The sequence below is a fragment of the Variovorax sp. LG9.2 genome (genome assembly GCF_035018885.1).
GTDB lineage: Bacteria > Pseudomonadota > Gammaproteobacteria > Burkholderiales > Burkholderiaceae_C > Variovorax.
Genome location: NZ_JASJXB010000006.1, coordinates 152484 through 173482, shown reverse-complemented (window position 1 = coordinate 173482; position 20999 = coordinate 152484). Strand labels below are relative to the sequence as shown.

Sequence of the window (20999 nt, the reverse complement as noted above, 5' to 3'; positions counted from 1 at the left end):
CGTTTTTTACTTCGCGAATCGATTCAGGAGTGCCGAAACAGAGCGAAGCTGTGTCATTCCACTGAAGTTCGATCCGAGCTTCACTGGAATGGCATCGTGTTCTGAGAAGCGCTCCCTCCCGGCGGGCCCGTGTGGGTTCGTCAGCAAAAACAGGAGCAAAACATGAGCCTCTTCAACAAAGTCACCAAGTCGTTCCAATGGGGCGGCAAGAACGTCATTCTGGAAACCGGTGAGATCGCCCGCCAGGCCGGTGGCGCCGTCATCGTCGATATCGAAGGCACCGTCATCCTGGCCACCGTGGTCGCTTCCAAGTCGGCCAAGCCCGGCCAGGACTTCTTCCCGCTGACCGTCGACTACATCGAGAAGACCTATGCCGCGGGCAAGATCCCCGGCAGCTTCTTCAAACGCGAAGCCAAGCCCAGCGAACACGAAACGCTGACCAGCCGCCTGATAGATCGTCCGATCCGTCCGCTGTTCCCTGAAGGCTTCTTGAACGAAGTGCACGTGGTGATCCACACGCTGTCGCTCAACCCCGAAGTCGATGCCGATATCGCTGCCATGATCGGCGTCAGCGCCGCGCTGTCGATTTCCGGTATTCCTTTCAGCGGACCGATCGGCGCCGCACGTGTCGGCTACATCAACGGCCAGTACGTGCTGAACCCGGGTCAGACAGCACGCAAGGATTCGCTGATGGATCTGGTCGTCGCCGGCACCGAAGCCGCTGTGCTGATGGTCGAGTCGGAAGCCAAGCAACTGTCCGAGGAAATCATGCTCGGTGGCGTGGTGTTCGGGCACGAGCAGGCCAACATCGCAATCAATGCGATTCACGAACTGGTGCGTGACGCCGGTAAGCCGATGTGGGACTGGACGGCACCCGCCGAGGACGAAGCCTTCGTCTCGAAGGTCAAGGGTCTGGCCGAAGAAAAACTACGCGCGGTCTATCAGATCCGCAGCAAGCAAGCGCGTACGCAAGCGCTGCGCGAAGCGAACGCCAGTGTCATGGCATCGCTGAAGGCGAGCGGCGAACCGTTCGATGCCGGCAAGGTCAACGACTTGTTGTTTTCTATCGAATCGAAGATCGTTCGCAGCCAAATCCTGTCGGGTGAACCCCGCATCGACGGTCGCGACACGCGCACCGTGCGCCCGATCGAAATTCGTAACTCAGTGCTGCCGCGCACGCACGGCTCGGCCTTGTTCACCCGTGGTGAGACGCAGGCGCTGGTCATCACGACGCTGGGCACCGAACGCGATGCACAGCGCATCGACGCGCTGGCCGGCGAGTACGAAGACCGCTTCCTGTTCCACTACAACATGCCTCCCTTTGCCACCGGCGAAACCGGCCGCATGGGTTCGACCAAGCGCCGCGAAATCGGTCACGGCCGTTTGGCCAAGCGTGCGCTCGCCGCGATGCTGCCGACCAAGGAAGAATTTCCGTACACCATTCGCGTGGTCTCGGAAATTACGGAATCGAACGGTTCGTCGTCGATGGCCTCGGTCTGCGGCGGCTGCCTGTCGATGATGGATGCCGGCGTGCCGATGAAGGCGCACGTCGCCGGCATCGCCATGGGCCTGATCAAGGAAGACAACCGCTTCGCGGTGCTGACCGACATCCTGGGCGATGAAGATCATCTGGGCGACATGGACTTCAAGGTGGCCGGCACGACCAACGGCATTACCGCGTTGCAGATGGACATCAAGATCCAGGGCATCACCAAGGAAATCATGCAGGTTGCGCTGGCGCAAGCCAAGGAAGCGCGCATGCACATCCTGGGCAAGATGCAGGAAGCGATGGGCGAAGCCAAGACCGAAATTTCTAGCTTTGCACCGCGTCTCATGACCCTCAAGATCAACCCGGAAAAAATCCGCGATGTGATCGGCAAGGGCGGCGCTGTCATCCGCGGCCTGCAGGAAGAAACCGGCACGCAGATCAGCATCGACGAAGACGGCACCATCACGATCGCTTCGACCGATCCGGCCAAGGCCGAAGAAGCGAAGAAGCGCATCGAACAGATCACCGCCGAAGTCGAAATCGGCAAGATCTACGAAGGCCCAGTCACCAAAATTCTGGACTTCGGCGCGCTCATCAACCTGCTCCCGGGCAAGGATGGCTTGCTGCATATCAGCCAGATCGCGCACGAACGCGTCGAGCGGGTGCAGGACTACTTGACCGAAGGCCAGATCGTCAAGGTCAGGGTGTTGGAGACCGACGAAAAGGGTCGCGTCAAGCTGTCGATGAAGGCACTGACGGAGCGTCCGGCTGGCATGGAGTTCCAGGAACGCGCGCCGCGTGAAGACCGTGGTGGCGAGCGCCGCGAGCGCTCAGACCGTGGTGACCGCGGTGGTGACCGTGGTGAGCGTCAGCCGCGTTTCAACAACGAGCAGCGCAATGAGCCGCGTAGCGACTCGCGCAATGACCAGCCGGCGCCTGTCGCCGAGCAAGCACCTCGCGAATCGCAAGAGTGAGAAGGGCGCAGCTGTGTTGGCTTTGGAGCCACTACCGCTGCCTTCTCACGGGAGCCCGCGCCTGTCCACGAGGCAGGCGCTGCAGCCTGGAAAGATCATGAAAGCCATTGAAATCAGTTCGTACGGTGCTCCCGAGGTGCTGCGCGTGGTGGAACGTCCGGAGCCGGTGGCCGGCGCGGGCGAACTGCTGATTCGCGTGGTCGCGAGCGGCGTCAACCGGCCCGACGTGTTGCAACGTACGGGCCACTATCCAGTGCCGCCCGGTGCGTCCGATCTGCCGGGCCTCGAATTGGCGGGGCGCATCCTCTCAGGCGATCCCGAAGCGATGGCCGAGGCAGGCTTTGCTATCGGCGATGCCGTTTGCGCACTCGTAGCGGGCGGTGGCTACGCTGAATATTGTGTGGCGCCGATAGCGCAATGCCTTCCGGTGCCCAAGGGCTGGAGCGAAGTAGACGCTGCGTCTTTGCCTGAAACCTTCTTCACCGTGTGGAGCAATGTGTTCGACCGCGGGCGGCTGCAAAAGGGCGAAACGTTGTTGATCCAGGGCGGTTCGAGCGGCATTGGCGTCACGGCGATTCAAATTGCCAAGGCGTTTGGTGCAACCGTAATCGTCACGGCTGGCAGCGATGAAAAGTGTGCTGCCTGCCGGAAGCTGGGCGCGGATCACGCCATCAACTACAAGACCACCGATTTCGTGGCGGAGGTGAAGACGATCACGGGCGGTAAGGGCGTCGATGTCGTGCTCGACATGGTCGCCGGCAGCTACGTCGCGCGCGAGATCGAGTGCATGGCCGAAGACGGCCGTCTCGTGATGATCGCGGTACAGGGTGGCGTGAACAGCGAGTTCAATGCAGGGCTCGTGCTGCGCCGTCGGCTCACCGTGACCGGTTCGACATTGCGACCGAGGCCGATCGCCTTCAAGGGTGCCATCGCCAAGTCGCTGCGCGAAAAGGTCTGGCCGTTGCTCGAATCTGGCGCGATCAAGCCTGTCATTCACAGCACTTTTGCAGCTGTTGGCGAACCGAGTGGCGCTGCGCAGGCTCATACGTTGATGGAATCGAACCAGCACATCGGCAAGATCGTGTTGACGTGGTAAATGCGATGACGAAACACGCCAAGTTGATTGCCGGTAATTGGAAGATGAACGGTGGCCTCGATGTCAACGAGACGTTGGTGCGCGCGCTTCTGCAAGGCCTTGGCAATATTGAATGCGATGTGGCGCTTTGCGCTCCGGCGCCATACTTCGCGCAAGTGCAGTCGTTGATCGCCTACTCCAAGCTCGCTTTGGGCGCGCAAGACATCTCTGCGCATCCTCAGGGCGCTTTCACCGGTGAGCAATCGGCCGCGATGCTGAAAGAGTTCGGCGTTCGCTATGCGATCGTCGGCCACTCGGAGCGTCGGCAATACCACGGTGAAACTGACGAAGTCGTTGCCGCAAAGGCCGCGGCAGCGTTGGCCAACGGCATCACGCCGATCATCTGCGTCGGCGAAACATTGACGCAGCGCGAAGCAGGCCAAACCGAGGAAGTCGTCAAGCGGCAGCTGGCCGCAGTGATCCATGTGAACGGGCATTGCATCAGCGAAATCGTCGTAGCGTACGAGCCCGTATGGGCTATCGGTACAGGCAAGACGGCGACGCCCCAACAAGCGCAGGCGGTACATGCGGTGTTGCGTGCGCAGTTGCACCACGCGGCCAGTGAACACGCTGCCGGCATCCGCATCCTTTACGGCGGCAGCATGAACGCAGCGAACGCTGCAGAACTGCTCGCGCAAGCTGACATCGACGGCGGCCTCATTGGCGGCGCATCGCTCAAGGCCTCTGACTTTTTGCAAATCATTGCCGCAGCCGCCTGAGCGCGCTGCAACCCCTGGAGTAAAAACGAATGAACATAGTCCTCAATCTTTTGGTCGGCGTGCAGATGCTGTCGGCGCTCGTGATGATCGGCCTGATCCTGATTCAGCATGGCAAGGGCGCCGACATGGGCGCGGCGTTTGGCAGCGGCAGTGCCGGTAGCCTCTTCGGCGCCAGCGGGAGTGCGAACTTTCTTTCGCGCACCACGGCTGTGCTTGCTGCGGTCTTCTTCGTGTGCACCTTGCTGTTGGCCTATTTCAGCCACGCGCGTCCCACTGGCGGTGATAGTTTGCTGGAGCGCGCTGCGATCGGCGCACCTGCTGCACCGGCGGCGGGCGCAGCGTCGCAGATCCCGTCGAGCAGTGCGCCTGCACCAGCATCGGCACCGGCCGCACCGGCATCGGGAGCTGCGCAGATTCCGTCGAAGTAATGATGTTGCTTTCGGTGCGACGTGCCAACAGAAAACGCTGCATTTGAGGGTAAACTCTTAAGCTGTCTGGAAAGCCAAACCTTCACGGGTTCCTCATGCCATCCGGACAGAAAAAACCGCGGTCGTGGTGAAATTGGTAGACACGCTATCTTGAGGGGGTAGTGGCGAAAGCTGTGCGAGTTCGAGTCTCGCCGACCGCACCAAATCTCACCGACACGCAGCAACGACCACGTTGCGGTGTGTCGGTGGCAAGCGGTGATAAAAACATCCGATGAATCTCGATTCCTACCTTCCAGTCCTGCTGTTCATCCTGGTCGGCGTCGGCGTCGGCATCCTCCCCCAAGCTATCGGTTACGTCCTCGGTCCCAACCGCCCTGACGCCGCAAAAAACGCGCCCTACGAGTGCGGTTTCGAAGCCTTCGAGGATGCACGCATGAAATTCGATGTGCGCTATTACCTGGTCGCTATTCTCTTTATCTTGTTCGATCTGGAAATTGCCTTCCTGTTTCCATGGGCTATTGCCCTCAAGGAGATCGGGGCCGTTGGCTTCTGGGCAATGATGATCTTTCTCGCCATCCTCGTCGTGGGCTTCGCCTACGAGTGGAAAAAAGGCGCCCTGGATTGGGAATGAAAAGGAATTTGCGCAATGGCCATTGAAGGCGTCATGAAAGAAGGCTTCGTCACCACCACATACGACTCAGTGGTGAATTGGGCGAAGACCGGATCACTGTGGCCGATGACATTCGGTCTGGCCTGCTGCGCAGTTGAAATGATGCATGCAGGCGCGGCCCGATACGACATCGACCGCTTCGGCATGTTGTTTCGGCCGAGTCCGCGTCAGTCCGATCTGATGATCGTTGCGGGCACGCTCTGCAACAAGATGGCGCCTGCCTTGCGCAAAGTCTACGACCAGATGCCCGAGCCGCGTTGGGTGCTCTCGATGGGATCGTGTGCCAATGGCGGCGGTTACTACCATTACAGCTATTCCGTCGTGCGTGGTTGCGACCGCATCGTCCCTGTCGACGTGTATGTGCCGGGCTGCCCGCCCACCGCCGAGGCACTGCTGTACGGAGTGATCCAGTTGCAGCAAAAAATTCGCCGCACCAACACCATTGCCCGCGCTTGAGGAATTGCACACGATGACGGACTTTGCAATTTCGCCCGACGCGCTTCTGGCGAACATCACCGAGACGCTGGGCGTCAAGGCCAAGAGCATCAAGCTGGCTTTGGGTGAAGTGACTGTGGTGGTCGACGCCACCGATTACATTGAAGCGGCAGTCATGCTGCGCGATGCGCCTGCCTGCCGCTTCGAGCAGCTCATCGATTTGTGCGGGCTCGACTACTCCGAGTACCGCGACGGGGAATGGCAGGGCGAACGGTTTTGCGTCGTGACGCATCTGCTTTCGGTCAGCCTGAATCAGCGTGTGCGACTCAAGGTGTTCGCGCCCAACGAAGATTTGCCGGTGGTCGATTCTTTGCAGCCTGTATGGAGTGCCGCGACCTGGTTTGAGCGCGAGGCCTTCGACCTGTACGGCATCGTGTTCGAAGGGCATGACGACTTGCGCCGCATCCTGACCGACTACGGATTCATCGGCCATCCGTTCCGCAAAGACTTCCCGGTGTCGGGCCACGTCGAAATGCGCTATGACGCCGAGCAGAAGCGAGTCGTCTATCAGCCCGTCTCGATCGAGCCGCGAGAGGTCACTCCACGCGTGATTCGCGAAGACAACTACGGCGGACTGCACTGATGGCCGAAATCAAGAATTACACGCTGAATTTCGGCCCGCAGCATCCGGCGGCGCACGGTGTGCTGCGCCTCGTGCTCGAGCTCGACGGCGAAGTCATACAGCGCGCCGATCCGCACATCGGTCTGCTGCACCGCGCGACTGAAAAACTCGCCGAGTCGCGCACGTTCATTCAGTCGCTGCCCTACATGGACCGCCTCGACTACGTGTCGATGATGAGCAACGAGCACGCGTATTGCCTTGCCATCGAGAAGCTTCTTGACCTCGATGTGCCCATCCGGGCGCAGTACATCCGTGTCATGTTCGCTGAGATTACGCGGTTGCTGAACCACCTGCTGTGGCTGGGTGCGCATGGTCTGGACTGCGGTGCCATGAACGTGCTTATCTACTGCTTCCGCGAGCGTGAAGACCTGTTCGACATGTATGAAGCGGTGTCAGGCGCCCGCATGCATGCCGCTTATTTCCGTCCTGGCGGCGTGTATCGCGACTTGCCGGATGCGATGCCGCAATACAAGGTCAGCAAGATCAAGAACGCCAAGGCGATTGATCGGCTGAACGAAAATCGCCAGGGATCGTTGCTTGACTTCATCGACGATTTCAGCAAGCGCTTTCCGAAGATGGTCGACGAGTACGAAACACTTCTCACCGACAACCGCATCTGGAAACAACGCACGGTAGGTATCGGCGTCGTGACGCCGGAGCGCGCGTTGAACCTCGGCTTTACGGGTCCGATGTTGCGTGGTTCCGGCATCGAATGGGATCTGCGCAAGAAGCAGCCTTACGACGTCTACGACCAGATGGATTTCGACATTGCCATCGGCAAGACTGGCGACTGCTATGACCGCTACCTGGTTCGCATCGAAGAGATGCGCCAAGCCAATCGGATCATCCAGCAGTGCTCTGCCTGGTTGCGCACGAACGATGGCCCGGTGATAACCGCTAACCATAAGGTGGCAGCACCGGCGCGCGAATCGATGAAGGCGAACATGGAGGAGTTGATCCACCACTTCAAGCTTTTCACCGAAGGGTTTCATGTGCCCGAAGGCGAGGCTTATGCCGCTGTCGAGCACCCCAAGGGCGAGTTCGGCATCTACTTGGTGAGCGACGGTGCCAACAAGCCATACCGCCTCAAGATCCGGCCGCCAGGTTTTCCGCATTTGGCTGCGCTCGACGAGATGGCGCGTGGTCACATGATTGCCGATGCCGTCGCCGTGATCGGCACGATGGACATCGTGTTCGGCGAAATTGACAGGTGATTCAACCTATGAATTCAGACACCCTGAAGCATGCGTCGGCGCCTCTGTCGCAAGAGATGCTAGACAAGTTCGCGCGAGAAGTTGCCAAGTACCCGCCTGCAGGCAAAGACTCTGCAGTGATGGCCTGCCTGGCGTTTATCCAGCAGGAAGAAGGCTTCGTGAGCCTGCGGCGCGAGCGTGATGTAGCTGAGTACCTCAGCATGGCGCCGATTGCGGTGCATGAGGTGACGACCTTCTACAACATGTACAACCAGCATCCGGTGGGCAAGTACAAGCTCAACGTGTGCACCAACCTGCCGTGCCTGCTGCGCGATGGCGCCAAGGCGCTGGCGCATCTCGAAAAGAAGCTGGGTATCGTGATGGGCGGCACCACGGCCGACGGTTTCTTCACGCTGCAGCAAAGCGAGTGTCTGGGCGCCTGCGCAGACTCGCCGGTCATGCTGGTCAACGACCGCACGATGTGCAGCTTCATGAGCAACGAAAAGCTCGATCAACTCATTGACGGTTTGCGCGGTGCAACCACCGGAGAGGCTTCCTGATGTCGCCCGATCAAGTGCTTTCACAGTTTCAGGCAACGGGCGTTCAGACCTGTTTCCATGACCGACATATCGGCGCACAGATCTACGCCGGGCTCGATGGCACCAATTGGCGCCTATCCGACTACGAAGCGCGCGGCGGCTACGCAGCATTGCGCAAAATCCTGGGCGAGGGCATGACCTCTGACCAGGTGATCGCCGAAGTCAAGGCATCGGGCTTGCGTGGCCGCGGCGGCGCCGGCTTTCCGACGGGGCTCAAGTGGAGCTTCATGCCGCGCCAGTTTCCGGGCCAGAAGTATCTTGTCTGCAACTCGGACGAGGGCGAGCCCGGAACCTGCAAAGACCGCGACATCCTCCAGTTCAATCCGCACATCGTGATCGAAGGCATGGCGATCGCCGCATTCGCGATGGGTATCAGTGTCGGCTACAACTACATCCACGGCGAGATCTTCACGAGCTACGACCGCTTCGAAGAAGCGCTGGAAGAGGCACGCGCTGCCGGCTACCTTGGCGACGGCATCATGGGCAGCACGTACAACTTCCAGTTGCACGCAGCGCATGGTTTTGGCGCGTACATCTGCGGTGAAGAAACCGCCTTGCTCGAATCGCTCGAAGGCAAGAAGGGTCAGCCGCGCTTCAAGCCGCCGTTCCCGGCTAGCTTTGGTCTCTACGGCAAGCCGACGACGATCAACAACACCGAGACGTTTGCAGCCGTGCCGTGGATCATCCGCAACGGCGGGCCGGCTTACCTCGAATGCGGCAAGCCGAACAACGGCGGTACCAAGATCTATTCGGTCAGCGGCGATGTCGAGTTGCCCGGCAACTATGAAGTGCCAATGGGCACGCCGTTCAGCAAGCTTCTGGAACTGGCAGGCGGCGTTCGCAAGGGCCGCACGCTCAAGGCGGTGATCCCCGGTGGTTCGTCATCACCGGTGCTGCCGGCGGCAATCATGATGGATTGCACGATGGACTACGACTCCATTGCCAAGGCCGGCTCGATGCTCGGCTCGGGCGCGGTCATCGTCATGGACGACAGCCGTTCGATGGTCGAGTCGCTACGCCGCTTGTCGTACTTCTACATGCACGAGTCGTGCGGTCAATGCACGCCGTGTCGCGAAGGCACGGGCTGGCTCTGGCGGGTGGTCGACCGCATCCACAACGGACTCGGCAAGCAGACCGACATGGACCTGCTCAACTCCGTCGCCGACAACATCCAGGGTCGCACGATTTGCGCATTGGGCGACGCCGCCGCAATGCCGGTGCGCGCCATGATCAAGCACTTCCGCCACGAGTTCGAGGCACTGATTCCGGGCTACGCGCCCAAAGCGGCTGCCAAAGCCTGAGGCCCGGTAAACAAAAATGGTTGAAATCGAACTCGACGGCAAGAAGGTCGACATCATCGAGGGCAGCATGATCATGCATGCGGCCGACAAGGCGGGGACGTACATCCCGCACTTCTGCTATCACAAGAAGCTCAGCATCGCGGCCAACTGCCGCATGTGCCTGGTCGACGTCGAGAAGGCGCCCAAGCCGATGCCGGCCTGCGCCACGCCTGTGACGCAAGGCATGATCGTTCGCACCAAAAGCGACAAGGCCATCAAGGCGCAGCAGTCCGTGATGGAGTTTTTGCTCATCAACCATCCGCTCGACTGCCCGATCTGCGACCAGGGCGGCGAATGCCAGTTGCAGGACCTGGCGGTCGGCTACGGTGGATCGAGCTCGCGCTACGAAGAAGAAAAGCGCGTGGTCTTTCACAAGGACGTCGGCCCGCTGATCAGCATGGAAGAGATGAGCCGCTGCATCCATTGCACGCGCTGTGTCCGCTTCGGCCAGGAGGTGGCAGGCGTGATGGAGCTCGGCATGTCGCACCGTGGCGAGCACGCCGAGATCGAAACCTTCGTCGGTGACTCTGTCGACTCCGAACTGTCCGGCAACATGATCGACATCTGTCCGGTCGGCGCACTGACCAGCAAGCCGTTTCGGTACAGTGCCCGCACGTGGGAACTGTCGCGCCGCAAGTCGGTGAGTCCGCACGACTCGACCGGTGCCAACCTGATCGTTCAGGTCAAGAACAACAAGGTGATGCGCGTCGTTCCGCTGGAGAACGAAGATGTCAACGAATGCTGGATCGCCGACCGCGACCGTTTCTCGTATGAAGCGCTCAACGGCCCTGAGCGCCTGACGCAGCCCATGCTGAAGCAGGGTGGCCAATGGCAGCAAGTCGACTGGCAAACCGCGCTCGAATACGTCGCCAACGGGTTGAAGCAGATCAAGACCGATCACGGCCCGCAAAGCATCGGTACGCTGGTCAGCCCGCACAGCACGCTCGAAGAACTGCAGCTAGCGACCCTGCTGACACGCCAACTCGGCAGCGACAACATCGACTACCGCCTGCGCAATGCAGAGTTCGGCGCGTTCGAAGGTATTCGTTGGCTCGGCACATCGATCGCATCGTTGTCGCAACTACAGCGCGTGCTGGTCATCGGTTCGAACCTGCGTAAAGAGCACCCGCTGTTTGCACAGCGCATTCGTCAATCGGTGCGCAAGGGCGGGGCGCTCAGCGTCATCACGTCGTCCACGTTGATGGCCGATGACGACGCGTGGGCTATGAAGGCGGGCAGCGTTGTGCGCGTTGGCGCCGAACAATGGTTCGCCGCATTGGCAGGCATCGCTTCCGCCATCGGGCAAAGCGCTGGCACTACCTCGCCAGTCGAAAGCAAAGACGCACCGAGCGATGTGGCGCAAGCCATTGCAAAGTCGCTGCTCAGCGGCGAGCGCAAAGCCATCCTGCTAGGCAACGCCGCCGCACACCACGCCGACGCGGGAGCGCTGCTTGCGCTGGCCCAGTGGATTGGCGCACAAACCGGCGCGAGCGTCGGTTACCTCACCGAAGCGGCCAATACCGTCGGCGCCCAACTCGTCGGCGCGATGCCGAAGAGCAATGGCCTGAACGCCGCGCAAATGATGGCGGGCGGCCTCAAGGCGGCGTTGATTCTCAACAACGAACCGGTGTTCGATTCCGCCATCGGCGCTGCGGCATCCGATGCTCTGTTCAATGCTCAGATGGTCGTGACGTTGAGCCCGTTCAAGGCCAATCTGGAATTCAGCGATGTGCTGTTGCCCATCGCGCCGTTCACAGAAACACCGGGTACGTTCGTCAACGCCGAAGGACGGCTGCAAAGTTTCCATGCGGTGGTCAAGCCGCTCGGCGAAGCGCGTCCGGCGTGGAAAGTGTTGCGCGTGCTTGCCAATTTGCTCGGTCTTCAAGGCTTCGCATTCGAGTCGACGGCAGACGTGCTTCGCAGTATTGGCGAGGGCACGCAGGTGTCGGCCGACAAGCTGAGCAATGCTACGCAAGCCGTTGCAGCAGCGTCGAACGAAGCTGCTGCGGCACCCGTGGTGGCCAGCATCTATCAGCTCGACTCCATCGTCCGGCGCGCGCCGTCGCTGCAACTCACCGCTGATGCTCGCAGCACCTACGACCGGCACCAAGCAGTCCCGGCCGCAGAGGCGCTGGCATCATGATCGACGCGATTTTTGGCTTCGGCCATGGCCTGATCGGGGCTGGCTGGTGGACCGCCGTGGTCTGGCCAATCGTCTGGACGCTCATCAAGATCGTCGTGGTGGTGCTGCCGTTGATGGGCGCCGTGGCCTACCTCACGCTGTGGGAACGCAAGGCGATCGGCTTCACGCAAATCCGTATTGGTCCAAACCGCACCGGCCCGTTCGGCTTGCTGCAGCCCATCGCGGACGCGCTCAAATTGATGACCAAGGAAATCATCATTCCGACGGTCGCCAACAAGGGCCTGTTCCTGCTCGGCCCGATCATGACGATCATGCCGGCGCTGGCGGCTTGGGCCGTGATTCCGTTTGGGCCTGAAGTCGCGTTGGCCAACATCAATGCCGGGCTGCTGTTCGTCATGGCCATCACCTCGCTGGAGGTCTATGGCGTGATCATTGCTGGTTGGGCTTCAAATTCGAAGTACGCGTTCCTTGGTGCACTTCGCGCATCGGCGCAAATGGTCAGCTACGAAATCGCGATGGGCTTCTGCTTCGTCGTCGTGCTGATGGTGTCGGCCAGTCTCAACATGACCGACATCGTGATGGGGCAGGGCAGGGGTACCTTCGCATCGATGGGCGTCGGTTTGCTGTCGTGGAACTGGTTGTCCTTGCTGCCAATCTTCGTCGTCTACTTCATCTCCGGCCTGGCAGAGACCAACCGTCACCCGTTCGACGTGGTCGAAGGTGAGTCCGAGATCGTCGCGGGCCACATGATCGAGTACTCGGGCATGAGCTTCGCCATGTTCTTTCTGGCCGAATACGCCAACATGTGGCTGGTTTCGATCCTGACCGTCATCCTGTTCCTGGGCGGCTGGTTGCCGCCGTTCGAGTTCCTCAGCTTCATTCCGGGCTGGATCTGGCTGGGCATCAAGACCTTCTGCGTGGTCACGATGTTCCTGTGGGTTCGCTCGACCTTCCCGCGCTTTCGCTATGACCAGATCATGCGGCTCGGTTGGAAGATCTTCATTCCGATCACGCTCGTGTGGCTGGTCGTGGTCGGCGCCTGGATGCAGACCCCTTTCAACATTTGGAAATAAACAGAACTGCCATGACTGCGCCCACCGCCAGCGCGATTGCGCGCTCTTCTACGATCCCGTCCGCGCCTTTCTCCTTGAAAGACTTTCTCGGCAGTTTCATGCTGTTCGAGTTGTTCAAGGGCCTGGCGATCACCGGGAAATATGCTTTCGCCCGCAAGATCACGGTCCAGTTCCCAGAAGAAAAGACGCCGCAGTCGCCGCGCTTTCGTGGGCTGCATGCACTTCGCCGCTATGAGAACGGGGAAGAGCGATGCATCGGCTGCAAGCTGTGCGAGGCCGTCTGCCCCGCGCTGGCGATCACAATCGAAACCGATGTGCGTGACGACGGCTCGCGCCGCACCACGCGCTATGACATCGACCTGACCAAGTGCATCTTTTGCGGCTTCTGCGAAGAGAGTTGCCCGGTCGATTCGATTGTCGAAACGCACATCTTCGAATACCACGGTGAGAAACGCGGCGACCTGTACTTCACCAAAGACATGTTGCTGGCCGTGGGCGATCGCTACGAAAAAGAGATCGCGGCCAACAAGGCTGCCGACGCCAAATACCGCTAACGCGGACTGGCCCGAAACTCGCAACGAACTCGCTCCATGGACGTCAAGACCGGTCTGTTTTATCTATTTGCCGCGGTGCTGCTGTTTGCATCCTTCCGCGTCATCACATCGCGCAATCCCGTGTATGCGGCGCTGTATTTGGTGCTTGCATTTTTCCAGGCGTCTGCTATCTGGCTGTTGCTGCGCGCCGAGTTTCTGGCCATCGCGCTGGTGTTGGTTTACGTCGGCGCGGTGATGGTTTTGTTTCTGTTCGTCGTGATGATGCTCGACATCAATGTCGACAGCTTGCGTGAGGGCTTTTGGAAGCACTTTCCGTTGGCGGCGGCGGTCGGCGCGATCATCGCGCTCGAGATGGCCGGCGTGTTGATGGGCGGTTTCCGCCTCAACGAGTCGCCGCATGCCATGTCTTCGGCTGCCGACAGTTCGAACACGCTCGAACTCGGCAAGCTGCTGTACAAAGAGTATCTCTATCCGCTTGAAATTGCGGCCGTCATCTTGCTGGTCGCCATCATTGCCGCTATTGCGCTGACGTTGCGCACACGCAAGGACAGCAAGCACATGAACCCGTCGGATCAGGTCCGCGTCAAGGCGCGCGACCGCGTGCGCGTCGTGCAAATGGGCGTCACGCGGCCGGCACAACCGGTCGTGCCGGTCACATCTGCCGCAACCGCAGCACCCACGACATCTGCGACAGGGGGCACAAAGGCATGACACTTTCGCTCGGACACTTTCTATCGCTGGGTGCGATGCTCTTCGCGTTGTCTGTCATCGGTATCTTTCTGAACCGTAAGAACCTGATCGTTCTCTTGATGTGCATCGAGCTGATGCTTCTTGCGGTCAACACTAACTTCGTCGCGTTCTCGTACTACCTCGGCGACATGCATGGTCAGATTTTCGTGTTCTTCATTCTGACGGTGGCGGCGGCAGAGTCGGCTATCGGCCTGGCGCTACTGGTGCTGCTGTTTCGCAACAAGTCGAGCATCAACGTCGACGAGCTCAACTCGCTCAAGGGCTAAGAGTTTCAACCATGAGCGCAACGCTTTCTGCATCCACCCTGCTGGCGGTTCCCCTGGCGCCGCTGGTCGGCTCCGTCATCGCCGGTCTTTTCGGCACGAAGTTCGGCGGCAATCACATCGGCCGCAAAGTCACGCATTGGCTGACCATCCTCGGCGTCCTGGTGGCTTTCGTTATTTCGGCCCAGACGCTCAAAAGCGTCGTCGTCGACGGCGCTCGTTTCAACGCGACGTTGTACGAATGGATGGTGGTCGGCGGCCTGAAGATGGAAGTCGGCTTTCTGGTCGACGGCCTGACCGCGATGATGATGTGCGTCGTCACCTTCGTCTCGCTCATGGTGCACATCTACACCATCGGCTACATGGAAGAAGACGAAGGCTACAACCGCTTCTTCTCGTACATCTCGCTCTTCACCTTCTCGATGCTGATGCTTGTCATGAGCAACAACATGCTGCAGTTGTTTTTCGGCTGGGAGGCGGTGGGTCTGGTGTCGTATCTGTTGATCGGCTTCTGGTTCAACAAGCCGACAGCCATCTTCGCGAACATGAAGGCGTTTCTGGTGAACCGGGTCGGCGACTTCGGCTTCATCCTCGGCATCGGCCTGGTCGCGGCTTATGCAGGCACGCTGAACTACGGTGAAGCCTTCCTCAAGGCCGATAGCTTGGCCACGCTCACCTTTCCCGGTACCGACTGGATGCTGATCACCGTGATCTGCATCTGCCTGTTCATCGGCGCGATGGGCAAGAGTGCGCAGTTTCCGCTGCACGTCTGGCTGCCCGATTCGATGGAAGGCCCGACCCCGATCTCGGCACTGATCCACGCGGCAACCATGGTGACGGCCGGCATTTTCATGGTGGCGCGCATGTCGCCGCTGTTCGAGTTGAGCGACACCGCGTTGAGTTTCATCATGGTGATCGGCGCTATCACCGCGCTGTTCATGGGGTTCCTCGGAATCATCCAGAACGACATCAAGCGCGTCATCGCGTACTCGACGCTGTCGCAGCTCGGCTACATGACGGTCGCGCTCGGCGCCTCGGCCTATTCGGTCGCGGTGTTTCACCTGATGACGCACGCCTTCTTCAAGGCACTGCTGTTTCTCGGCGCCGGCTCGGTCATCATCGGCATGCACCACAACCAGGACATCCGCTGGATGGGCGGCGTGCGCAAGTACATGCCGATCACCTGGATCACCTTCCTGCTCGGCTCGCTGGCGCTGATTGGCACGCCGTTCTTCGCCGGCTTCTACTCCAAGGACAGCATCATTGAAGTGGTGCACGAGAGCCATTTGTGGGGTTCCGGCTTTGCCTACTTTGCCGTGCTGGCCGGTGTATTCATCACCGCGTTCTATTCGTTCCGGCTCTACTTTCTGGTGTTCCACGGCAAGGAGCGCTACGACCAGAATCCGGACGCGCACCATGATGCCCATGCGACGCATGACGCGCACGACGAACACGCAAGCCACGACGAGCCCAACGTGTCGCACGACGCCCACGGCCACGATCCGCACGCCAAGCCGCACGAGTCGCCCTGGGTGGTTTGGCTGCCGCTCGTGTTGCTGGCCATCCCATCCGTGGTGATCGGCTTCCTCACGATCAAGCCAATGTTGTACGGCGGCTTCTTCAAGGACGCGATCCTGATCAATGCGGAAAAGCATCCGGCGATGGAGGAATTGGCGCAAGGCTTCGAGCACGCCGGTTCAGCCGTCGGCATGGCCCTGCACGGTTTCACCGCGCTGCCGTTCTGGCTCGCGCTGGCGGGCGTCGTGTTGTCCTGGTACATGTACATGATCAATCCGGCCTTGCCGGCGGCGATCAAGCGCACGTGCGGTCCGGTCTACCGTCTGCTCGAGAACAAGTATTACCTCGACTGGATCAACGAAAACATCGTCGCGCGCGGTGCGCGGGCACTCGGCACCGGTCTGTGGAAGGGCGGCGACCAAGCCATCATCGATGGCGCCCTCGTCAATGGCTCATGGAAGCTGGTCGGTCGCATTTCCGGTGCGGTGCGCTGGCTGCAGTCCGGCTACATCTACCACTACGCTTTCGCGATGCTGTTGGGCATCTTCGTTTTGATGACGTACTTCGTCTGGTTCAACCGCTAAATTGCCGAGCGCTGGAGAAAAATAAAAATGGGTTTGTTGAGCCTTGCCATTTGGGTGCCAATTGCATTCGGCGCCGTGTTGCTGGCTTTTGGTCGTGACGAGCATGCGACGGCTGTGCGCTGGATCGCTTTGATTGGCTCCATCCTGAGCTTCATCGTCACGATTCCGCTTTTCACGCGCTTCCAGAACGGCAGCGCCGCGATGCAGTTCGTCGAAAAAGAGGGCTGGATCGATCGCTTCCACGTCAATTACCACCTGGGCATCGATGGCATCTCGATGTGGCTGGTGCTGCTGACGTCGTTCATCACCGTCGTCGTGGTGATCTCGGCTTGGGAGGTGATCACCGAGCGGGTGAACCAGTACATGGGTGCGTTCCTGATCTTGTCGGGCTTCATGATCGGCGTGTTCTCCGCGCTAGACGGGCTGCTTTTCTACGTCTTCTTCGAAGCCACGCTGATTCCGATGTACCTCATCATCGGAATCTGGGGCGGGCCGAACAAGATCTACGCGGCCTTCAAGTTCTTTCTGTACACGCTGCTCGGCTCGCTGCTGATGCTTGTCGCGCTGATTTTTCTGTACAACAAGTCCGGCGGCAGTTTCGACATCCTGACGTGGCACCAGTTGCCTCTGACGGGCAGCGTGCAGACCTTCCTGTTCTTCGCCTTCTTCGCTGCATTCGCTGTCAAGGTGCCGATGTGGCCGGTCCACACGTGGTTGCCCGACGTGCACGTCGAGGCGCCCACCGGCGGCTCTGCCGTGCTGGCGGCCATCATGCTGAAGCTCGGCGCCTATGGCTTCCTGCGTTTCTCGATGCCGATCGCTCCCGACGCCTCGCACGAGTGGGCGTGGTTGATGATCACGCTGTCTCTGATCGCAGTGATCTATGTCGGCCTGGTCGCCCTTGTGCAGCAGGACATGAAGAAGCTGGTGGCGTATTCGTCGGTGGCGCACATGGGCTTCGTCACGCTGGGCTTCTTCATCTTCAGCGAACTCGGCGTGTCGGGCGGGATCGTTCAGATGATCGCGCACGGCTTTGTTTCAGGCGCCATGTTCCTCGGCATCGGCGTGTTGTACGACCGGGTGCATTCGCGCCAGATCGCCGACTACGGTGGCGTCGTCAACACCATGCCCAAATTTGCCGCCTTCGCGCTGTTGTTCGCCATGGCCAATTGCGGTCTGCCGGGCACGGCCGGTTTCGTCGGCGAATGGATGGTCATTTTGGGCGCAGTCAAATACAACTTCTGGATCGGCTTCGGTGCCGCTACGGCGTTGATCTTCGGTGCTGCCTACACACTCTGGATGTACAAGCGCGTCTACCTCGGCCCGGTCGGCAACCATCACGTCAAGGAGCTGAAGGACATCAATGCACGCGAGTTCGTGATGCTGTCGCTGCTCGCCATCGCCGTGCTGTGGATGGGCCTGTATCCCAAGCCGTTCACCGACGCGATGAACGCGTCGGTCGACGGTTTGCTTAAGCACGTCGCCGTGTCCAAGATTCCCCGCTGAAGAAGAGAACGAGATGATTGACAAACTCAGCTGGATCACGATTTACCCAGAGGTCGTCCTCCTGGTCATGGCCTGCATCATTGCGCTCGTCGACCTGTCGGGCGAGCCCGGCGCACGCCGCACGCGCACCTATGTACTGACGCTTGCCACGCTGGCGGTGGTCGCAGTGCTGACTGGCCTGAACGCGGCTGACGGCAAGACGATCTACGGCTTCGGCGGCATGGTCGTGAGTGACCCGATGGGCAACTGGCTCAAGTGCTTCGCGACGATCGCCTTGATGGTGACGCTGATCTATGGCCGGCCTTATGCGGCGGATCGCGACATGCTCCGCGGTGGCGAGATGTTCACGATCAGCATGTTCGCGTTGCTCGGCATCTTCGTCATGATGTCCGGCAGTAATTTTCTGTTGATCTACCTCGGGCTGGAGCTGCTCACCTTGGCGAGCTATGCGCTGGTCGCGCTGCGACGCGACAACGCGGTTGCCAGCGAAGCCGCCATGAAGTACTTCGTGCTCGGCGCGATGGCGAGCGGCTTCTTGCTCTATGGCTTGTCGATGATGTACGGCGCGACCGGCTCACTCGATGTCAACGAAGTCTTCAAGGCGATATCGACGCACAAGGTCAATCACCAGGTGCTGGTGTTCGGTCTGGTCTTCATCGTGGCCGGTCTCGGCTTCAAGGTCGGTGCCGCACCGTTCCATATGTGGGTACCCGACGTGTACCAGGGTGCGCCGACCGCCGTCACTTTGCTGATCGGTGCCGCGCCTGAACTGGCGGCTTTCGCCATCATCATTCGCTTGCTGGTCGAAGGCTTGTTGCCACTTGCGATCGATTGGCAACAGATGCTCGCCTTGTTGGCCATCGCGTCGCTGCTGGTCGGTAATCTGGCCGCCATCGCGCAGACCAACCTGAAGCGGATGCTGGCGTACTCGACCATCTCGCAGATGGGCTTCATGCTGCTGGGCCTGGTCGCAGGCGTGGTCAACGGCAACACGTACAACGCACAGTTTGCCTACAGCGCGTCGATGTTCTACATCGTGACCTACGTGCTTACGACTCTGGCGAGCTTCGGCATCATCCTGCTGCTCGCGCGCGAAGGTTTCGAGAGCGAAGAGATCGTCGATCTGGCGGGCCTCAACCAACGTAGCCCGCTGTATGCCGGCGTCATGGCGGTCGCGATGTTCTCGCTGGCCGGGTTGCCGCCGCTGGTCGGCTTTTACGCCAAGCTGGCGGTATTGCAGGCCCTCATCGCCTCGGGGCAGGCCATCTACATCGGCCTCGCGGTCTTCGCGGTGATCATGTCGCTCGTCGGCGCTTTCTATTACCTGCGCATTGTCAAGGTGATGTACTTCGACAAGCCGGTCACTGCCAGCACAGTCTCCGCCAGCATCGACGTGCGCTTCGTGCTGACGCTCAACGGCGCGTTGATCCTGATCCTCGGCATCGTGCCGGGCGGCTTGATGACGCTGTGTGCCAAGGCGATCATCGCCACGCTGACGAGCTGAGCGCGCCGGGTGTCGCAGAGCGCTTCGGTCTGGCTGGTGCTCATCGTGGCGCTGATTGCGGCCAACCTGCCGTTCGCCAACGAGCGCCTGCTGGCACTGGTGCCGCTCTGGAAGCGCGCCAGCAAACCGCTCGCCGCACGATTCGGTGAACTGGTGCTGCTGTATTTCTTGGTGGGCGGTGTCGGTTTGCTCTTCGAGCGCCGACTCGGCCAGATCTCGCCGCAAGGCTGGGAGTTCTACGCGGTGACCGGCGCGCTCTTTATCGTGCTGGCTTTCCCGGGATTCACCTGGCGCTATTTGCTAAAACACCGCAAACACCGGGCTGGCTGATGACCGACGCGCACCTTAGAGAAGAAGCCATCGGCAGTGAAGTGCTGCTCGACGGCAACTTCCTGCACGCAAGGCGCGACACCGTGCGGTTGCCTGACGGTGCAAGTGCCACGCGTGAGTACGTCGTTCATCCCGGCGCCGTGGTGGTGATTCCGATGCTCGACGACGGCCGCATCGTGCTCGAGCGGCAATATCGCTACCCGATCGGGCAGGTGATGATCGAGTTTCCTGCCGGCAAGCTCGATGCCGGTGAAGCGCCGCTGGTATGCGGACAGCGAGAACTGCTGGAAGAAACCGGTTACACGGCCATCGAGTGGGCCCATGCGGGTGCGATGCACCTTGCCGTGGCCTATTCGACCGAAATCATTCACATCTACTTTGCGCGGGGCTTGTCTTTGGGGGAGCGTCAGCTGGACCATGGCGAGTTTCTCGATGTTTTCACCGCCACTCCCGCTGAGCTGCTCTCATGGTGCCGCGACGGTACCCTGACCGATGCCAAGACGTTGACTTGTGCGCTGTGGCTGCAAAATGTCCTCTCCGGTGCCTGGACGCTCGATTGGCAGATGGCCACCCACGCAGCCGCCAACCGATAATCGGTCGCATGAAGGTCCTCAACCTCCAATGCGCACAGGGCCACGGCTTCGAGGGGTGGTTCGCGTCGAACGAAGCCTTCGACATGCAACATGCTGGTGGTCTGGTCGAATGCCCGATGTGCGGCGACACTGGCATCGTCAAGCTCTTGACGGCGCCTCGTCTGAATCTCGGCAACTCCAGAGCGCCTGAATCCGAGCCGTCTTCATCGCGCGAAGTCTCGGCACCGACCACACCGGAGGCGCGTTGGATGCGTGCTGTCCGCGAGGTCATGGCCAACACTGAAAACGTCGGCGATCGGTTTGCCGACGAGGCACGCAAGATGCACTATGGCGAAGCCGAAGAGCGCAGCATTCGCGGTCAGGCGACGCGCGAGCAAGCCGAAGCGTTACTCGACGAAGGCATCGCGGTGATGCCATTGCCGTTGCCGCCGGCGCTCAAAGAGACGCTGCAGTAATCGATTGCCATCGTCGGCACCTGTGCCCGTCGATCAGCGCACTTGTTGCGCTGCACCCGAAC

General features: G+C 60.3%; 21 protein-coding genes and 1 tRNA gene. All 22 read left to right on the top strand.

The features are described from left to right. Nucleotides 1–162: 162 nt before the first annotated feature. Nucleotides 163–2463 carry a polyribonucleotide nucleotidyltransferase gene (gene pnp / locus QN413_RS08680; protein ID WP_323496211.1) on the top strand — a complete coding sequence of 767 codons (2301 nt, stop codon included), beginning with the start codon at nucleotides 163–165 and terminating at the stop codon, nucleotides 2461–2463. Between the two features lie 97 nt (nucleotides 2464–2560). After that, entirely contained in the window at nucleotides 2561–3559 is a 999-nt protein-coding gene (locus QN413_RS08675) for an NAD(P)H-quinone oxidoreductase (RefSeq protein ID WP_323496210.1), read from the top strand. Between the two features lie 5 nt (nucleotides 3560–3564). After that, nucleotides 3565–4317, top strand: a complete 753-nt coding sequence (gene tpiA, locus QN413_RS08670) for a triose-phosphate isomerase (RefSeq protein ID WP_323496209.1) — start codon at nucleotides 3565–3567, stop codon at nucleotides 4315–4317. Nucleotides 4318–4346: 29 nt separating this feature from the next. Continuing rightward, entirely contained in the window at nucleotides 4347–4745 is a 399-nt protein-coding gene (gene secG / locus QN413_RS08665) for a preprotein translocase subunit SecG (protein WP_187051341.1), read from the top strand. 118 nt (nucleotides 4746–4863) lie between these two features. Continuing rightward, nucleotides 4864–4948, top strand: a tRNA-Leu gene (locus QN413_RS08660). Between the two features lie 68 nt (nucleotides 4949–5016). After that, nucleotides 5017–5376: an NADH-quinone oxidoreductase subunit A gene (locus tag QN413_RS08655; protein ID WP_187051342.1), complete on the top strand. Its 360-nt coding sequence runs from the start codon at nucleotides 5017–5019 to the stop codon at nucleotides 5374–5376. A gap of 15 nt (nucleotides 5377–5391) precedes the next feature. Beyond that, nucleotides 5392–5871, top strand: coding sequence for a NuoB/complex I 20 kDa subunit family protein (locus QN413_RS08650; protein WP_012748606.1), 480 nt, complete (start codon nucleotides 5392–5394; stop codon nucleotides 5869–5871). 13 nt (nucleotides 5872–5884) lie between these two features. Next, nucleotides 5885–6493, top strand: a complete 609-nt coding sequence (locus QN413_RS08645; protein ID WP_323496208.1) for an NADH-quinone oxidoreductase subunit C — start codon at nucleotides 5885–5887, stop codon at nucleotides 6491–6493. Then, nucleotides 6493–7746, top strand: a complete 1254-nt coding sequence (locus QN413_RS08640; protein WP_323496207.1) for an NADH-quinone oxidoreductase subunit D — start codon at nucleotides 6493–6495, stop codon at nucleotides 7744–7746. Before QN413_RS08645 ends, QN413_RS08640 begins: the two co-directional genes overlap by 1 nt. Before the next feature lie 8 nt (nucleotides 7747–7754). After that, nucleotides 7755–8285 (top strand): NAD(P)H-dependent oxidoreductase subunit E, encoded by a 531-nt coding sequence (nuoE, locus tag QN413_RS08635; RefSeq protein WP_323496205.1) that lies wholly within the window; start codon nucleotides 7755–7757, stop codon nucleotides 8283–8285. Then, nucleotides 8285–9625 (top strand): NADH-quinone oxidoreductase subunit NuoF, encoded by a 1341-nt coding sequence (gene nuoF, locus QN413_RS08630; RefSeq protein WP_323496204.1) that lies wholly within the window; start codon nucleotides 8285–8287, stop codon nucleotides 9623–9625. Before nuoE ends, nuoF begins: the two co-directional genes overlap by 1 nt. A gap of 16 nt (nucleotides 9626–9641) precedes the next feature. Continuing rightward, nucleotides 9642–11807 (top strand): NADH-quinone oxidoreductase subunit NuoG, encoded by a 2166-nt coding sequence (gene nuoG, locus QN413_RS08625; RefSeq protein ID WP_323496203.1) that lies wholly within the window; start codon nucleotides 9642–9644, stop codon nucleotides 11805–11807. After that, on the top strand, nucleotides 11804–12880 hold the full coding sequence (gene nuoH, locus QN413_RS08620) for an NADH-quinone oxidoreductase subunit NuoH (RefSeq protein WP_323496202.1): 1077 nt from the start codon (nucleotides 11804–11806) through the stop codon (nucleotides 12878–12880). Before nuoG ends, nuoH begins: the two co-directional genes overlap by 4 nt. A gap of 11 nt (nucleotides 12881–12891) precedes the next feature. Next, on the top strand, nucleotides 12892–13434 hold the full coding sequence (nuoI, locus tag QN413_RS08615; protein WP_187051349.1) for an NADH-quinone oxidoreductase subunit NuoI: 543 nt from the start codon (nucleotides 12892–12894) through the stop codon (nucleotides 13432–13434). Nucleotides 13435–13470: 36 nt separating this feature from the next. After that, nucleotides 13471–14145 carry an NADH-quinone oxidoreductase subunit J gene (locus QN413_RS08610; RefSeq protein ID WP_323496201.1) on the top strand — a complete coding sequence of 225 codons (675 nt, stop codon included), beginning with the start codon at nucleotides 13471–13473 and terminating at the stop codon, nucleotides 14143–14145. After that, nucleotides 14142–14450 (top strand): NADH-quinone oxidoreductase subunit NuoK, encoded by a 309-nt coding sequence (gene nuoK / locus QN413_RS08605; protein WP_187051351.1) that lies wholly within the window; start codon nucleotides 14142–14144, stop codon nucleotides 14448–14450. The genes QN413_RS08610 and nuoK overlap by 4 nt, the downstream gene beginning before the upstream one ends. 11 nt (nucleotides 14451–14461) lie before the next feature. After that, nucleotides 14462–16549, top strand: a complete 2088-nt coding sequence (nuoL, locus tag QN413_RS08600; protein WP_323496200.1) for an NADH-quinone oxidoreductase subunit L — start codon at nucleotides 14462–14464, stop codon at nucleotides 16547–16549. 27 nt (nucleotides 16550–16576) lie between these two features. Beyond that, complete coding sequence (locus QN413_RS08595) at nucleotides 16577–18055, top strand: NADH-quinone oxidoreductase subunit M (RefSeq protein ID WP_323496199.1); 1479 nt, start codon at nucleotides 16577–16579, stop codon at nucleotides 18053–18055. A gap of 13 nt (nucleotides 18056–18068) precedes the next feature. Further along, nucleotides 18069–19559, top strand: coding sequence for an NADH-quinone oxidoreductase subunit NuoN (gene nuoN / locus QN413_RS08590; RefSeq protein WP_323496198.1), 1491 nt, complete (start codon nucleotides 18069–18071; stop codon nucleotides 19557–19559). Nucleotides 19560–19568: 9 nt separating this feature from the next. Continuing rightward, nucleotides 19569–19889: a DUF2818 family protein gene (locus QN413_RS08585; RefSeq protein WP_187051355.1), complete on the top strand. Its 321-nt coding sequence runs from the start codon at nucleotides 19569–19571 to the stop codon at nucleotides 19887–19889. Then, complete coding sequence (locus QN413_RS08580; RefSeq protein ID WP_323496197.1) at nucleotides 19889–20482, top strand: NUDIX hydrolase; 594 nt, start codon at nucleotides 19889–19891, stop codon at nucleotides 20480–20482. Before QN413_RS08585 ends, QN413_RS08580 begins: the two co-directional genes overlap by 1 nt. A gap of 8 nt (nucleotides 20483–20490) precedes the next feature. Then, nucleotides 20491–20937: a DUF1178 family protein gene (locus QN413_RS08575; protein WP_323496196.1), complete on the top strand. Its 447-nt coding sequence runs from the start codon at nucleotides 20491–20493 to the stop codon at nucleotides 20935–20937. Nucleotides 20938–20999 lie beyond the last annotated feature (62 nt).

Bases quoted from the DNA above. Each gene is read 5' to 3' on its own strand.
- pnp (WP_323496211.1), top strand. From the start codon at position 163: ATGAGCCTCTTCAACAAAGTCACCAAGTCGTTCCAATGGGGCGGCAAG.
- QN413_RS08675 (WP_323496210.1), top strand. From the start codon at position 2,561: ATGAAAGCCATTGAAATCAGTTCGTACGGTGCTCCCGAGGTGCTGCGC.
- tpiA (WP_323496209.1), top strand. From the start codon at position 3,565: ATGACGAAACACGCCAAGTTGATTGCCGGTAATTGGAAGATGAACGGT.
- secG (WP_187051341.1), top strand. From the start codon at position 4,347: ATGAACATAGTCCTCAATCTTTTGGTCGGCGTGCAGATGCTGTCGGCG.
- QN413_RS08655 (WP_187051342.1), top strand. From the start codon at position 5,017: ATGAATCTCGATTCCTACCTTCCAGTCCTGCTGTTCATCCTGGTCGGC.
- QN413_RS08650 (WP_012748606.1), top strand. From the start codon at position 5,392: ATGGCCATTGAAGGCGTCATGAAAGAAGGCTTCGTCACCACCACATAC.
- QN413_RS08645 (WP_323496208.1), top strand. From the start codon at position 5,885: ATGACGGACTTTGCAATTTCGCCCGACGCGCTTCTGGCGAACATCACC.
- QN413_RS08640 (WP_323496207.1), top strand. From the start codon at position 6,493: ATGGCCGAAATCAAGAATTACACGCTGAATTTCGGCCCGCAGCATCCG.
- nuoE (WP_323496205.1), top strand. From the start codon at position 7,755: ATGAATTCAGACACCCTGAAGCATGCGTCGGCGCCTCTGTCGCAAGAG.
- nuoF (WP_323496204.1), top strand. From the start codon at position 8,285: ATGTCGCCCGATCAAGTGCTTTCACAGTTTCAGGCAACGGGCGTTCAG.
- nuoG (WP_323496203.1), top strand. From the start codon at position 9,642: ATGGTTGAAATCGAACTCGACGGCAAGAAGGTCGACATCATCGAGGGC.
- nuoH (WP_323496202.1), top strand. From the start codon at position 11,804: ATGATCGACGCGATTTTTGGCTTCGGCCATGGCCTGATCGGGGCTGGC.
- nuoI (WP_187051349.1), top strand. From the start codon at position 12,892: ATGACTGCGCCCACCGCCAGCGCGATTGCGCGCTCTTCTACGATCCCG.
- QN413_RS08610 (WP_323496201.1), top strand. From the start codon at position 13,471: ATGGACGTCAAGACCGGTCTGTTTTATCTATTTGCCGCGGTGCTGCTG.
- nuoK (WP_187051351.1), top strand. From the start codon at position 14,142: ATGACACTTTCGCTCGGACACTTTCTATCGCTGGGTGCGATGCTCTTC.
- nuoL (WP_323496200.1), top strand. From the start codon at position 14,462: ATGAGCGCAACGCTTTCTGCATCCACCCTGCTGGCGGTTCCCCTGGCG.
- QN413_RS08595 (WP_323496199.1), top strand. From the start codon at position 16,577: ATGGGTTTGTTGAGCCTTGCCATTTGGGTGCCAATTGCATTCGGCGCC.
- nuoN (WP_323496198.1), top strand. From the start codon at position 18,069: ATGATTGACAAACTCAGCTGGATCACGATTTACCCAGAGGTCGTCCTC.
- QN413_RS08580 (WP_323496197.1), top strand. From the start codon at position 19,889: ATGACCGACGCGCACCTTAGAGAAGAAGCCATCGGCAGTGAAGTGCTG.
- QN413_RS08575 (WP_323496196.1), top strand. From the start codon at position 20,491: ATGAAGGTCCTCAACCTCCAATGCGCACAGGGCCACGGCTTCGAGGGG.